Genomic DNA, 14,122 nt, shown 5'->3' on the forward strand with positions numbered 1-14,122 from the left:
TCCGCCGGGAGCCCGAGAGCCCGGCGCTCCGCTGAGCGCCGCGCGGCCTACGCCGCCCCCTCGGCTCCCGAACCGCGAACGACACACGACACTCGGAGTTTCAGGACATGTCTGCCAAGGAAGTAAAGTTCTCCGGCGATGCGCGCGACAAGATGCTGCGCGGCGTCGACATCCTCGCCAATGCGGTGAAGGTGACGCTGGGCCCCAAGGGCCGCAACGTCGTCATCGAGAAGAGCTTCGGCGCCCCGCGCATCACCAAGGACGGCGTGACGGTCGCCAAGGAAATCGAGCTCGAGGACAAGTTCGAGAACATGGGCGCCCAGATGGTGCGCGAAGTGGCCTCGAAGTCCAACGACCTCGCCGGCGACGGCACCACCACCGCCACCGTGCTCGCCCAGGCGATCGTGCGTGAAGGCGCCAAGTCGGTGGCCGCCGGCATGAACCCGATGGACCTGAAGCGCGGCATCGACCTCGCGGTCGAGGCCATCGTGGCGGACATCAAGAAGAACGCCAAGAAGGTCACCTCCAACGACGAGATCGCCCAGGTCGGCACCATCTCCGCCAATGGCGACGCCGAAGTCGGCAAGTTCCTCGCCGAGGCGATGCAGAAGGTCGGCAATGAGGGCGTGATCACCGTCGAGGAAGCCAAGACCGCCGAGACCGAGCTCGACGTCGTCGAAGGCATGCAGTTCGACCGCGGCTATCTCTCCCCCTATTTCATCACCAATGCCGAGAAGATGCGCGTGGAGTTCGAGGATCCCTACATCCTCATCCACGAGAAGAAGCTCTCGGGCCTCCAGGAGCTGCTGCCGGTCCTCGAAGCCGTCGTGCAGACCTCCAAGCCGCTGCTGATCATCGCCGAGGACATCGAGGGTGAAGCCCTCGCGACCCTCGTCGTCAACAAGCTGCGCGGCGGCCTGAAGGTCGCGGCGGTGAAGGCGCCGGGCTTCGGCGACCGCCGCAAGGCCATGCTGCAGGACATCGCCGTGCTGACCGGCGGCACCGCGATCTCCGACGATCTCGGCATCAAGCTCGACACCGTGACCCTCGACATGCTCGGCCGCGCCAAGAAGGTGGTGATCGAGAAGGAGAACACCACGATCGTCGACGGCAACGGCGCCAAGGCCGACATCGACGCCCGCGTCGCGCAGATCAAGGCGCAGATCGAGGAGACCACCTCGGACTACGACCGCGAGAAGCTGCAGGAGCGCCTGGCCAAGCTCGCCGGCGGCGTCGCGGTGATCCGCGTCGGCGGCGCCACCGAGATCGAGGTGAAGGAGAAGAAGGACCGCGTCGACGACGCCCTGCACGCCACCCGTGCGGCCGTCGAGGAAGGCGTCCTGCCGGGCGGCGGCGTCGCCCTGCTCCGCGCCATCAAGGCGCTCGACGGCGTCGCCACCGCCAATGCCGACCAGAAGACCGGCGTTGAGATCGTCCGCAAGGCCGTCCAGTACCCGGCCCGCCAGATCGCGTCCAACGCCGGCGAGGACGGCTCGCTGATCGTCGGCCGCATCCTGGAGAAGGACACTTACGCCTACGGCTTCAACGCCCAGACCGGCGAATATGTCGACATGTACAAGGCCGGCGTGATCGACCCGGCCAAGGTGCTGCGCTCGGCGATCCAGAACGCCGCGTCGGTGGCCTCGCTGCTGATCACCACCGAAGCCATGATCGCCGAGCTGCCCAAGAAGGCCGGCGCGGCTCCGGCCATGCCGGGCGGCGGCATGGGCGGCATGGGCGGCATGGATTTCTGATCAAGGTCCGACCGCCCCGGCGGTCGAGCGCCGAAGCCGGGCAAGCCCGGCTTCGGGTGCGGCATGGACTTCTGATCGACGTCCTCATCGTCGGAAATATGAAAGGGCGCGGCGAAAGCCGCGCCCTTTTGCATCGGGGCCGTTGAATCGACGTGAGAACTTCAGGCCGCCTCGCGCCCTATGCCCGCGGCGGCGTCGAGCTCGGCATCGACGGCGCGCTCGTGCACCCGGTCGAGATTGACCCCCTTGGTTTCGATGCGGAACCGCCAGGTGACCACCGCGCCGAGCAGCGAGGTGCCGGCAAGGCCGTAGAGCAGATAGGTGGTGCCGATCCCGGCCAGCAGAATCGGAAACAGGAAAGCGGTGAGGACCGCGCCGATCTTGCCGAACGCCGCCGCAAAGCCCGCGCCCCTGCCCCGCACATGCGTGGGGAACACCTCGCCGGCAAGCAGGTAGGTCTGGGCGTTGGGGCCGATATTGGTCATGAAGTTGAACAGCATGAAACCGGCAAAGATCAGCGCGGTCCGTACCGGGTCGGCATAATGCGTCGAGAACGCCGCCAGCAGCAGCCCGGCGGCGCAGCCGACGAAGCCCAGCGCCTGCAGCGGAATGCGACCGACCCGGTCCGACAGCGCCACCGCCCCGACGATGCCGACGATCAGCAGCGCATCGATCAATGCCGCGCCCTCCGCCGCCAGGATCTGGTTGGCGATGAGGTCGGTGATGTCGTGCGCCTGCGAGGCGGCATGGCCGAGCGCCGCGGCCAGGATGGTCGGGGTGAACAGGCCGATGCCATAGGTGCCCAGATCCTGAAGGAACCACGGCACCGAGGCGAGGAGGGTCGCACGCCGGTTCCTGGCGCTGAACAGCGCCGACCAGCCGGTCTCGGACGCATGGCGGCGCGCCTGACGGTTGCCGCGGGCCAGCTTGATCTCGTGCGGATAGGCCGGAGCGCGCCTGAGCAGCTTCGCCGCCTCCCGCTCGGCCTCGTCGAAGCGGCCATGCGCGAAGAGCCAGGGAGCGCTCTCGGTGATGTAGAAGCGCCCGAGGGTGACCAGGGCGGCGGGCAGGATGGCCGAGGCATACATCCAGCGCCAGGCGGAGATCTCCGGCAGGTTGACCAGCACGATGTAGCCGACGCCGCTGCCCGCCAGCGCGCCGAGCGCCTGGAAGCCGAAGGCGCCGAGCACCAGCCGGCCGCGGGCGCTGCTGGGAATGCTCTCGGAAATGATGAGGTGCGCCGTGGGATAGTCGCAGCCCAGCGCGACCCCGACCCCGAACAGGAACACCACCAGCCAGGGATAGCTGGGGCTGAGCGCCAGCAGCACCAGGAAGATCATGAAGATGATCATCTCGACCACGAACATGAACTTGCGGCCGAACGTATCCGACAGGCCCCCCAGCGCCAGCGCCCCGACCAGGATGCCGGCCAGCGAGGCCGCCCCGACGATGCCGTGCTGGGTCGCGCTCATGTCGAACTCGACGGCGATGAGCGGCAGGGCGACGGCGGTCATGAACACCACCAGCCCCTCGAAGAACTTGCCGAAGGCGGCGAGCCACCAGATGCGCCACTGCATCGTCGTCATCGGCGCGAAGCCGACCGGGGTGCCGTCGGCCCAGAGCGGCGTCTCGTCGATATAGTCCTGCACCCGCCTGGCAGACCCCGCCAGCCGTGTGCCGGAAGCCTCGCTCTCCATGCCGCCCCCCGAAACGCCCCCGCCGATACTCCGTTAGGCCGGCCATATGAACCGGCCGTGACGGAAGACCGGCGCCACCGGCAACCACACTGCCTCAATCCAGCGTCTGCCGGAACCGGCGCACGGCGATGAACATCGCCACCAGCATGATCGCCCCCAGCGCCACGATGTCGCGCGACAGGTCGCTCACCTCCGCCCCCTTCAGCATGATGCCGCGCACCATGCGCAGATAGTGCGTCAGCGGCATGGTCTCGGCGAGATATTGCGCCCAGAGCGGCATGCCGGCGAAGGGGAACATGAAGCCGGAGAGCAGGATGTTGGGCAGGAAGTACATGAAGGTCATCTGCACCGCCTGCAGCTGGTTCTGCGCCAGCGTCGAGAAGGTGTAGCCGATCGACAGGTTGGCGACGATGAACAGCACGGTCAGCAGCGTCAAAAGCCCGGGCGAGCCGATCATCGGCACGCGGAACAGATAGAGCCCGGCGCCGACGATCATCAGCGCCTGCCCCGCCCCCACCAGCACATAGGGCGCGATCTTGCCGAGCATCACCTCCACCGGGCGGATCGGCATGGCGAGCAGCGTCTCCATAGTGCCGCGCTCGATCTCGCGCGTCACCGACAGCGCGGTGAAGATCAGCATGGTCATGGTGAGGATGGTGCCGAGCAGGCCGGGCACGATGTTGAGCTGCGTCACCGCCGCCGGGTTGTAGCGGGCATGGGTGATGATCTGGAACGCCGGCGGCGCGCTCTCCAGCCCCGAGCCTTCCGGCCCGCCCTCCACCGCGAAGCGCTCGCGCTTCACCGCGGTCTCGACCAGCGCCCGCAACGCCGCCACGGCGCTGCCGGAGGCGACGGGATCGGTGGCGTCGGCGGCGACCAGCATGGAGGGGCTCTCGCCGCGCCGTACCGCCCGCTCGAAGCCGGCGGGGATCTCGACGATGAAGGACACTTCGCCGGCGAGCATCTGGTGATCGGCCTCGGCGGCGCTTCCCGGATGGCTCACCACCGCGAAATATTTGGTGTTCTCGATGGCGGCGAGGATGGAGCGGGAGAGCGAGGTATCCTCATAGGCGAGCACCGCGGTCGGCAGATGGCGCGGCGTGGTGTTGATGGCGTAGCCGAACAGCACCAGCTGCAAGAGCGGGATCGAGATCATGGTGGCGAAGGAGACGCGGTCGCGCAGCAGCTGCAGGAACTCCTTGCGCATCATCGCGCCGACCCGGCGCAGGAAGCCGCCCACCGCGCCGCCCACCGCCCCGCTCATCGGAAATTGTCCTTGGACCGGTTCATCAGGTCGATGAACACATCCTCCAGCGTCGGCTCGTCGCGCCGCCAGCTAAGGCCCGGCCGTTCGCGGAACGGGGCGATGGCCGCCTCCAGCGCCGCGGCGTCATGGCCGCCGACATGCACGCTGGCGCCGAAGGGCGCCACCATGTCGACGCCCGGCCGTTCGCTGAGCTCGCGTGCCAGCGGTGCCGGATCGCCGCCCGCGACGCTCCAGGTGAACAGGCCGGCGCCGGCGACCACCTCTTCCACCGTGCCCTGCGCCAGCAGCTCGCCATAGGCGATGTACGCGATCTCGTGGCAGCGCTCGGCCTCGTCCATGTAATGGGTGGAGACCAGCACGGTGAGGCCCTCGGCGGCGAGCTCGTGGATCTGCGCCCAGAATTCGCGGCGCGCCTTGGGATCGACGCCGGCGGTCGGCTCGTCGAGCAGCAGCAGGTCCGGCGAGGGCAGGATGCAGGCGCCCAGCGCCAGCCGCTGCTTCCAGCCGCCCGACAGCGAGCCGGCAAGCTGCCTGTCGCGCCCGGCAAGGCCGAGCCGCTCCACCGCTGCCGTCGCCGCTCCCACTGGATCCGGCACGCCATAGACGCGGGCGACGAACTCCAGGTTCTCCCGCACCGACAGGTCGGCATAGAGGCTGAAGCGCTGCGTCATGTAGCCGACATGGCGGCGGATCGCCCGCGCCTGCGTCAGGATGTTCATGCCGAGGCAGGTGCCGCGGCCGGAATCCGGCGTCAGTAGGCCGCACAACATGCGGATGGTGGTGGTCTTGCCGGAGCCGTTCGGCCCGAGGAAGCCGTAGATCTGCCCCTTCTTTACCCGCATGGTGAGGTTGCGCACCACCACCCGGTCGCCGAACGCCTTCGACAGCCCCTCGACCTCGATGGCGTAGGCGGTGTCGGGGAGCGGGCCGGCACGCTCGCTCACGGCGCGAGCTCGACGGTGATCGGCTTGCCGGGGCGCAGCCTCAAGGGGTCGTCGGGCTTGGCCTCCAGCAGGAACACCAGCTTGGAGCGCTCGTCGAGGCTGTAGATCACCGGCGGGGTATACTCCGCCTCGGCGGCGATGTAGCTGACCGTGGCCGTCACGCTGCCGGCGCAGCCGTCGCAATGGACGGTGACGCGCGCGCCGAGGCGGAAGCGGGCGAGATCCGGCTCCGGCACGAAGAACCGCATCTTGATCAGCTCCGGCGGCAGCAGGGAGAGCACCGGCCGCCCGACCGGCACCAACTCGCCGGGGCGGAAATATACCGTCTCCACCGATCCGGCGGCGGGGGCGGCGAGCGTGCGGCGGTCGAGCCGGGTCTGCGCGGTGACGAGATTGGCCTGAGCCGAATCGACCTGCCGCTCGGCGGCGGCGATCTGCATCTCGCGCGAGCCCATCTTTGCGACCTCGATCTGCTTGCCGATCTCGTCGAGCGCGGCCTGGTTCTGGTCGAACGTATGCTGCGCGGTGTCGAGCGCCGCCTTGGAGCCGACCGCCTTGGCGTAGAGGTCCTTCTGCCGGTCGAGCTCGATGCGCGACAAATCGAGCGCCGCGGCGGCACGGCGGCGGCCGGCCTCCAGCACCTCGACTTCCTCCGGCCGCTGCGCCGCCGCCTTGAGATTGGCGAGCTGCGCGCGCGCCTGCTCAAGGCTCGCCCTGGCGGCGTCGACATCGGCCTGCTGGAGGGCAGGGTCGATCTCGAACAGCTTCTGGCCGGCGGTGACGCGGTCGCCCTCGTCGACCTCGAGGGCCGTGACGCGACCGGCCTCCTCCGGCCCGACGAACAGCATCTCGGCCTCCGCATAGCCCTGATAGCGCGGCGGGCCGGCGTCGACGCAGCCTGCCAGCGCCAGAAGCAGTGGCAGCAGGGGTACGACGCGTCTCATAGGTCCCTCCACCCCAGGCCGCGCATGACGATCTCCGCATGCGCCAGGAACATGCCGCGCGCGTCGAGCGGCTCGTTGCGGCCGAACAGCCCGTCCCACACCGCCGCCACAAGAACCGGCGCGACGAGCAGTTGCGGGAATCGCAGCGCGGCGTCGGAGGTGATCTCGCCGCGTTCGAGCGCGCGCGCATTGATCGCCCGCAAAAGGCCGAGCCCGCGCTCCACCACCTCGCGATAATAAAAATCGGTTATGGCCGGGAAGCGCTCGCCTTCCGCCAGCATCAGCCGGACGATGTGGCGGCGCGGCGTGGCGACGGCCTCCGTCTCGATGTGGTGGAACAGATGCACGAGGAAATCGCGGGTCGAGCCCTCGAACCCGGCGAAGTCGCGCTCCAGCCTGCCGAGGATCGGATCGGCGGCATCGTGCACCAGTCCTTCGAACAGCGCGGTCTTGTCCTTGAAGTAGAGATAGAGCGTGCCCTTGGCGATGCCGGCGCGGCGGGCGACGTCCTCCATCCGCGCGCCGGTGAAGCCGTGTTCGGCGAAGACTTCCAACGCCGCATCGAGGATGGCGCGGCGGCGCGCCTCGGCGTCCGGGCGGGGCCGCGGCGGCCTCTTCGTCGGCGGGTTCGCAGCGTCGGTCACGGCGGCACCTCATAATGACTGACCGGTCAGTCATTATATCGGATCGCCTTGGGAAGGGAAGGGCCGCTTCAATGTCTGGGAGCGTTGTCCCCCCTCACCCCACACCTCTGCCCCTCGGGGAGAGGGAGTTGCCGCGTGGCGGTGGGAGACGTCATGGCGCATAGCCAGTTTCGGGCCTCCCTCTCCCCGAGGAGGAGAGGTGGCCCGCGTAGCGGGTCGGTGTGTGGGCGCGCGCTGCGGAGCCTTGGAGCGTTGTCCCCCTCACCCCATCGCTCCCCCATTGGGGAGAGGGAGCGTGGTCGCTCTATCGGCGGGGAACGGGTGCCGGAGCCCCTTATTCGCGCCAACAAAGCAAAGGGCGCGCTTGCGGGGCGCCCTCGCCTGTCGGGTTGGTTCGGAGGCCGCGCGTGCGGCGTCAGTTGATCGCGCCGAGCGGGATGAACTGGGTCTCGCCGGAGGAGCCGTCAATGCCGTCATTGTCGGTGACGATGAAGCCGTTGCCGGCGGCGTCGATGGCGAAGCTCTCCACCTTGTCGAGCACATAGCCCTTGGGCGCGGCGAGCAGCGGCAACAGGTCCTTCACCTCGGTCTTGGCGAGCACCGGCGGCTTGGCCTCGCTGCCGATCGCTGCCGGCACGACGTCCTTGAGCGACACGAAATACAGCTTCTTCAGCTTGGCGGCCGGGCCGACAAGGTTGTCGCGCTCGATGACGATCAGGCCGTCCTTGTGGGCGGTGAGCTCGGAAATGCCGACCCAACCCTTCTCCGACTTCTCCAGCGGATAGTGGACATAGCCGAAGCTCTTCACCGCCGGATTGTAGGCGATCAGCTTTACGAAGCCCTTGGGATCGTCCTTCCACTCGCGCTGCACGCCGATCCACACGGTCTCCTCAGTGCCGGAGCCGGTGACCGCCACGCCCTCGAAGCCGAAGCGGGTCGCCTGCGCGGCGAGCGCCTGCGGCAGGGTGATCTCCTCGGCGATGGAGCCATCGGCATTCACCCGGATGAGCAGGTTCTGCGTCGGGTTTTCCTTCTTCTCGGGATTGCCTTCGGAGGCGAGCCAGAAGCCGCCTTCCGGACGGATGGCGATGCCTTCGAGGTCGAGGCCCTTGGCCGGCTGGCCGTCCTTCGTCACCACGGTGGCGGCGGTGATCCGGGCCGGCTTCTGCGTCGCGTCGATGGTGAGGATGCGACCCTGCGCATAGAAGCTGTCGGTGACCGCATAGAGCTTGCCGGCGTCCTTCGGATCGGCGGCGAAGCCCGAGAGCGCCCCCCACCAGATCGGCAGGCCGTTCTTGTCGTCGCCGGAGACGATGGTCGGGTAGCTCGGGGCGCCGGGCGCGCGCTGGTAGAGCGTGACCACCGAGCCGATGCCGCCATCCTCGCGGTTGTCGGTCTCGCTGGCGGTGACGAACAGGTTGCGCGCGGGGATGGCAAGCAGGCCCTCCGGCCCGACGCCGCCGGGCAGAACCTGAAGCAGTTCAGGCGCTTCGGCACCGCCCTTGTCACGATACACGAAGATGATCGAGGCGCGCTCGGAACCGGCGAAGATCAGCTTTTCGCCGCCGAAGGTCGCGACTTCCGCGCCCTCCATCTCGATGCCCTTCTTGTTGCGCTTCTCGGGATAGTGGCCGAGGCGCACCGCCTCGTATTCGGGCGCGGTGCCGGATTCGAACAGCAGCTTGCCGGTCTTGTCGAAGATGCTGAAGCCGCGCGTGCCGCCCTTCCAGTCGCCTTCATTGGCGATGACGAAACGGTTGTCGTCGATCCACTGCACGGTGTCCGGCTCGCGCGGAACCGCCGTCATCTTGCCGGAGAGGTCGATCACGCCGTCCTTCTTGGTGTCGATCCTGTCGAGATCGACAGTGCCGGCGGAGAAATGCGCCGTGACCTTGCCGGTGGGCAGATCGACCACCACGATGTGGTTGTTCTCCTGCAGGGTGACGACCACCTCGTTGCGGGAGTTGATGTCGACATATTCCGGCTCGGGATCTTCCGGCGCGACGGCGGCGAGGCCGGTCAGGTCGATGACCTTCTTCGAGGCATCGACGACGCGGCCGTCCTTCACCTCGAACGTGGTGAGGTTACCGGCCGGCATCTGCGGAATGGCGCCGTCATTGACGTCCTCGTCGCGCTCGTTCTCGATCGCGATGGCGAGGAAGCGGCCATCCGGGCTCTTGGTGACCGAATCCGGTTGGCCGCCGAGGTCGACCTTGTCCTCGACCTTGCGGGAGGCGATGTCGACCACGGCGAGGTGACCCGACGGGTTGCTCTTCGATTCCGAGGTGTTGACGCCGACATAGGCCTTGCCGCCGATCACCACCGTCGTGGTCGGCTCGCCGTCGAGCGCCACCGTGCCGGCAGGCTTCGGCGCCGCCGGATCGGTGATGTCGATGAAGCCGATGCGCTTGCCGGGGCTGTCGCTATAGATCAGCGTGTTGCCGTCTTCGGTCACGGTGATGATCTCGGCGGCGGTGGATTTCGCGGCGTCGGCACCGGCCGGCAGATTGTCCACCACATGGAAGGTGGCGATGCGGTTGAAGCTTTCGGGCGCGTTTTGCGCCGAGGCGACACCGGCGGACGCAAGCATGGCAAGGCAGACGCCGGCCATCAGAGTCGAGCGCATGGGAGGATCCTCATCCTGACGCGGGGAAGCCCGCCTGCGGTCTTCAAAGCGGCCGTCGATGACACGCCGATGACGGCTGTGGCGGAAAAGCGGCGGCAAACGCCGGGAGTTACGACTTTCGTATCAGCCGAATTGGCAGGGAGCGGCACAATTAGCGCTTGCGCTTGCCCTTTCGTCATCGTCTGCTGGCACATCGGGCCAGAGCGCGCAAAGCGCCGCCCGGCGGGCGCAAGCCCGCGGAGGAAACGCCACAGGAGGAACCGCCCATGACCGTTACGTCAGGGAAGAGCGTAGACGTGCGCGCTCACGCCGACACGCAGGCCGATAACGTCCCGTCCCGCCGCCGCTTCATCGCCGGTGCTGCCGTCGCCGGCGCCGCGGCGGTCGCCGCCCCCGCCGTGCATGCGCAGGCGCCGATCAAGCTGAAATTCCAGTCGACCTGGCCGAACAAGGACATCTTCCACGAGTTCGCCGGCGACTTCGTCAAGCGGGTGAACGCGATGGCCGGCGGCCGGGTCGAGCTCGACCTGCTGCCGGCCGGCGCGGTGGTGCCGGCCTTTCAGATGCTCGACGCGGTGTCGGCCGGCATCCTCGACGGCGGCCACGGCGTCGCCGCCTATTGGTACGGTAAGAACAAGGCGTTCTCGCTGTTCGGCACCGCCCCGGCCTTCGGCTGGGACGCCGACGAGCTGCTGGGCTGGATCCGCTATGGCGGCGGGCAGGAGCTCTATGACGACCTCGTGCAGAACACGCTGAAGCTCAACGTGGTCGGCATGCTCACCGGGCCGATGCCGAGCCAGCCGCTCGGCTGGTTCAAGGCCGAGATCTCCAGCATCGACCAGATGAAGGGCATGAAATACCGCACGGTGGGCCTCGGTGCCGACCTGTTCAAGGAACTCGGGGCGGCGGTGACGATCGTGCCCGGCGGCGAGATCGTGCCCGCCATCGACCGCGGCCTCTTGGAGGGCGCCGAGTTCAACAACCCCTCCTCCGACCTGGTGCTCGGCTTCCCCGATGTCGCCAAGGTCTACATGATCCAGAGCTACCACCAGGCGCTGGAATGCTTCGAGGTGCTGTTCAACAAGACCAAGTTCGACGCCATGCCGAAGGACGTGCAGGAGATCATCAAGGCAGCGGCGGATGCCACCTCCTCCACCATGATGTGGAAGGCGCAGGACCGCTACTCGAAGGATCTCGAGGCCATCAAGGCGCGCGGCGTGAAGGTGATCCCAACACCCAAGCCGGTGCTGGAGGCGCAGCTGAAGGCGTGGGACGTGGTGATCGCCAACCTTTCCACCGATCCGGTGTTCAAGAAGGTGATCGACAGCCAGAAGGCCTGGGCGCAGCGCATCGTCGGCTTCCGGCTGCAATATGAGCCGGATTCGAAGATGGCCTACGACCACTTCTTCCGCACGGCGTAGGCGGGGCGTCGGGGCCTCGCACGCCGTCATGAACCGGGCTTACCCCGGCAAGACGGAGGTGCCGGCGTCACGAGGGGCGACCGGGAGAACGGGCCGCGTGCGTCCTCCCTGCCCAGAGAGCGGCGACGCGACCTCTCCCTGTCGGAGCGAGGGGTGGGGTGAGGGGTCTGCGGCGGTTTCCCATCTCGTCGTCCCCTCGCCGGTCGCGGAGCCGTGCTGGGCCTCGAAGACCCGACGGACCGGAGCCCAAGGCCGAAGCGACCCGCTCCTTCACCCACCCCGCTCCCACAAAGGGAGAGCCGATCCGCTCCCGCGTCCCGCCTTTGGCAAGCCCAAGGGCGGGCTCACCGGCGGGCTCACCGGCGGGCTCACCGGCGGGCTCGCCGGATTGGTGAAGGGATCTTGCGGGAAACGGCTTGGCGCATCCGGTCGACCGGATGCGCGGGCGCTCACCGAGGCGGAGGCCGTCCTCCCCCCTCAACCAGCCCTGTCCCCGCCGGGGAGAGGGCTTTGGCGAGCACGACGCACGCACCACCCGTCCGCCCCGTCCGCCGCCCGCCACGTCCGCCGTCCGCCACGCCGGCCCGCCGTGCCGCTCCCCTCACCGAACCGCGTCACCAGACAGCACCACGCCAAACCCGACGTCCCGTCCGCCTCCCCGGCCCGCTCTTCCTCGAGGCTCCCATGCAATCCGTCCTTCTCGCCGTCGACCGGCTGAATGCCTTCATCGGCAAGACCTTCGCCTGGTGCATCGTCATATTGACGCTGGCGATCTGCTATGAGGTGTTCCGCCGCTACGTGCTGCGCGACCCCACCACCTGGGCCTATGATGTCAGCCTGATGCTCTATGGCGCGCTGTTCATGATGGCGGGCGCCTACACGCTGTCACGCAACGGCCATGTGCGCGGCGATTTCCTCTACCGCAACTGGCGGCCGGCGACGCAGGCGAAGGTCGATCTCGTCCTCTACGTGCTGTTCTACTTCCCCGGCATCCTGGCGCTGATCTATTCCGGCTGGGGCTATTTCCAGCTCTCCTACCTGCTCAACGAGCATTCCTCCTTCAGCCCGGACGGGCCGGTGATCTGGCCGTTCAAGGCGCTGATCCCCATCACCGGCGTGCTGATGCTGCTGCAGGGCGTGGTCGAGGTGGCGCGCTGCGTCATCTGCATCCGCAGCGGCGACTGGCCGCAGCGGCTGCACGATGTCGAGGAGATGGAGAAGATCATCCTTGAGGAGGCCGCCGCCCGCAAGGAGGCCGCGGCCGAAGCCGCCCTCACCGCCGTCGAGCGCGAGTCCACCACGCGGGGGTCGCTGTGATGTTCCTCTCTGATCCCGCCCTCGGCATCCTGATGCTGGTGCTGTTCCTGATCTTCCTGATGCTCGGCTTCCCCATCGCCTTCACCCTGATGGCGCTGGGGGTCGGCTTCGGCTACTTCACGCAGGGCTCCAGCATCTTCAACCTGTTCGTCCAGCGCACCTATTCGGTGATGGCGAACGACGTGCTGATCTCGATCCCGCTGTTCCTGTTCATGGGATATGTGATCGAGCGCGCCAACATCCTCGACCGGCTGTTCCGCTCCATCCAGCTCGCCGCCGGCTGGCTGCCGGGCTCGCTGGCGGTGGCGACGCTGATCACCTGCGCGCTGTTCGCCACCGCCACCGGCATCGTCGGCGCGGTGGTGACGCTGATGGGGCTGCTCGCCTTCCCCGCCATGCTGCGCGCCGGTTACGACACCCGCATCGCGGCGGGGGTGGTCTGCGCCGGCGGCTGCCTCGGCATCCTGATCCCGCCGAGCGTGATGCTGATCCTCTACGGCGCCACCGCCGGCGTCTCGGTGGTGAAGCTCTATGCGGCGGCTTTCATCCCCGGCCTCGGCCTGGCGCTGATGTACATGATCTATGTCGTCATCCGCGCCATGCTCAACCCGTCGCTGGCGCCGAAGCTGCCGGCGGCGGAACGCAACGTGCCGGCGCTCACCATCATCTGGGCGCTGTTGACCTCCTTCCTGCCGCTGGTGACGCTGATCACCGCCGTGCTCGGCTGCATCATCCTCGGCCTCGCCACGCCGTCGGAGGCCGCCGCCATCGGCGCGGCCGGCGCGGTGCTGCTGGCGCTGGCCTACCGCACCTTCAGCGTGCAGAAGCTGAAGGATTCGGTGTTCCTCACCGCCCGCGCCTCGGCGATGGTGTGCTGGCTGTTCGTCGGCTCGGCGGTGTTCTCGGCGGTGTTCGCGCTGCTGGGCGGCCAGCGGGTGGTGGAAGAATTCATCATGTCGCTCGACCTCGGGCCGGTCGGCTTCCTGATCCTCACACAGATCATCATCTTCGTGCTGGGCTGGCCGCTGGAATGGACGGAGATCATCGTGATCTTCCTGCCGATCTTCCTGCCGCTGCTCGACCATTTCGGCATCGACCCGATCTTCTTCGGCGTGCTGGTGGCGCTGAACCTGCAGACCTCGTTCCTGTCGCCGCCGGTGGCGATGGCGCCGTTCTACCTCAAGGGCGTGGCGCCGAAACACGTGTCGATCGACGAGATCTTCTCCGGCGTCATGCCGTTCATCGCCATCGTCGTGTTTGCCATGGCGCTGCTCTACGCCTTCCCCGGCATAGCCCTGTGGCTGCCAAGCTACCTGTACGGGGGGTGAGGCGCGACACGCGGACCGGCACCTAGGAAGTCTGGCATGCCATTGCCGCAAGGGCATCGATGCTCCCTCTCCCCGATGGGGAGAGGGATGGGGTGAGGGGTCCTCTCGGCTTCCCCATGTCGTGGGGCCCCCCCCCCCCCCCCCCCCGCGGCCCCCCCCCCCCCCCCCCGCGGGGGGGGG

10 protein-coding genes are annotated in these 14,122 nt (G+C 68.0%); 4 read left to right on the top strand and 6 right to left on the bottom strand.

The window, feature by feature from the left end; translation table 11 throughout:
- Positions 1 to 107: 107 nt before the first annotated feature.
- Positions 108 to 1,754, top strand: a complete 1,647-nt coding sequence (groL, locus tag J2X65_RS02200) for a chaperonin GroEL (protein ID WP_310197337.1) — start codon at positions 108 to 110, stop codon at positions 1,752 to 1,754.
- 161 nt (positions 1,755 to 1,915) lie between these two features.
- On the opposite strand, the gene J2X65_RS02205 is transcribed toward groL, so the two are convergent.
- The 6 genes from J2X65_RS02205 to J2X65_RS02230 all read right to left on the bottom strand — a co-directional run bounded on the left by J2X65_RS02205 (position 1,916) and on the right by J2X65_RS02230 (position 9,876).
- The gene (locus J2X65_RS02205) at positions 1,916 to 3,451 is read right to left on the bottom strand and encodes an MFS transporter (RefSeq protein ID WP_310197340.1); all 1,536 of its coding nucleotides are present in this window, start codon (positions 3,449 to 3,451) and stop codon (positions 1,916 to 1,918) included.
- A 94-nt stretch (positions 3,452 to 3,545) separates the two neighbouring features.
- The gene (locus J2X65_RS02210) at positions 3,546 to 4,715 is read right to left on the bottom strand and encodes an ABC transporter permease (protein ID WP_310197343.1); all 1,170 of its coding nucleotides are present in this window, start codon (positions 4,713 to 4,715) and stop codon (positions 3,546 to 3,548) included.
- Positions 4,712 to 5,662: an ABC transporter ATP-binding protein gene (locus J2X65_RS02215; protein WP_310197345.1), complete on the bottom strand. Its 951-nt coding sequence runs from the start codon at positions 5,660 to 5,662 to the stop codon at positions 4,712 to 4,714. Before J2X65_RS02215 ends, J2X65_RS02210 begins: the two co-directional genes overlap by 4 nt.
- Positions 5,659 to 6,606 carry an HlyD family efflux transporter periplasmic adaptor subunit gene (locus tag J2X65_RS02220; RefSeq protein WP_310197348.1) on the bottom strand — a complete coding sequence of 316 codons (948 nt, stop codon included), beginning with the start codon at positions 6,604 to 6,606 and terminating at the stop codon, positions 5,659 to 5,661. The genes J2X65_RS02215 and J2X65_RS02220 overlap by 4 nt, the downstream gene beginning before the upstream one ends.
- Positions 6,603 to 7,250, bottom strand: a complete 648-nt coding sequence (locus tag J2X65_RS02225; protein ID WP_310197349.1) for a TetR/AcrR family transcriptional regulator — start codon at positions 7,248 to 7,250, stop codon at positions 6,603 to 6,605. Before J2X65_RS02225 ends, J2X65_RS02220 begins: the two co-directional genes overlap by 4 nt.
- Before the next feature lie 415 nt (positions 7,251 to 7,665).
- Positions 7,666 to 9,876, bottom strand: a complete 2,211-nt coding sequence (locus tag J2X65_RS02230) for an esterase-like activity of phytase family protein (RefSeq protein ID WP_310197351.1) — start codon at positions 9,874 to 9,876, stop codon at positions 7,666 to 7,668.
- 266 nt (positions 9,877 to 10,142) lie between these two features.
- Here J2X65_RS02230 and J2X65_RS02235 point away from each other — a divergent pair, with 266 nt between their 5' ends.
- From J2X65_RS02235 to J2X65_RS02245, 3 genes are all read left to right on the top strand, one after another.
- A complete protein-coding gene (locus J2X65_RS02235) occupies positions 10,143 to 11,297 on the top strand; it encodes a TRAP transporter substrate-binding protein (RefSeq protein ID WP_310197354.1) in 1,155 nt (384 codons plus the stop codon).
- A 684-nt stretch (positions 11,298 to 11,981) separates the two neighbouring features.
- Complete coding sequence (locus J2X65_RS02240; RefSeq protein ID WP_310197357.1) at positions 11,982 to 12,614, top strand: TRAP transporter small permease subunit; 633 nt, start codon at positions 11,982 to 11,984, stop codon at positions 12,612 to 12,614.
- On the top strand, positions 12,614 to 13,942 hold the full coding sequence (locus J2X65_RS02245; protein ID WP_310197359.1) for a TRAP transporter large permease subunit: 1,329 nt from the start codon (positions 12,614 to 12,616) through the stop codon (positions 13,940 to 13,942). Before J2X65_RS02240 ends, J2X65_RS02245 begins: the two co-directional genes overlap by 1 nt.
- The last annotated feature ends 180 nt before the right edge of the window (positions 13,943 to 14,122 follow it).

Source organism: Ancylobacter sp. 3268, assembly GCF_031456575.1.
Taxonomy (GTDB): domain Bacteria; phylum Pseudomonadota; class Alphaproteobacteria; order Rhizobiales; family Xanthobacteraceae; genus Ancylobacter.

Bases quoted from the DNA above. Each gene is read 5' to 3' on its own strand.
- groL (WP_310197337.1), top strand. From the start codon at position 108: ATGTCTGCCAAGGAAGTAAAGTTCTCCGGCGATGCGCGCGACAAGATG.
- J2X65_RS02205 (WP_310197340.1), bottom strand. From the start codon at position 3,451: ATGGAGAGCGAGGCTTCCGGCACACGGCTGGCGGGGTCTGCCAGGCGG.
- J2X65_RS02210 (WP_310197343.1), bottom strand. From the start codon at position 4,715: ATGAGCGGGGCGGTGGGCGGCGCGGTGGGCGGCTTCCTGCGCCGGGTC.
- J2X65_RS02220 (WP_310197348.1), bottom strand. From the start codon at position 6,606: ATGAGACGCGTCGTACCCCTGCTGCCACTGCTTCTGGCGCTGGCAGGC.
- J2X65_RS02230 (WP_310197351.1), bottom strand. From the start codon at position 9,876: ATGCGCTCGACTCTGATGGCCGGCGTCTGCCTTGCCATGCTTGCGTCC.
- J2X65_RS02235 (WP_310197354.1), top strand. From the start codon at position 10,143: ATGACCGTTACGTCAGGGAAGAGCGTAGACGTGCGCGCTCACGCCGAC.
- J2X65_RS02240 (WP_310197357.1), top strand. From the start codon at position 11,982: ATGCAATCCGTCCTTCTCGCCGTCGACCGGCTGAATGCCTTCATCGGC.
- J2X65_RS02245 (WP_310197359.1), top strand. From the start codon at position 12,614: ATGTTCCTCTCTGATCCCGCCCTCGGCATCCTGATGCTGGTGCTGTTC.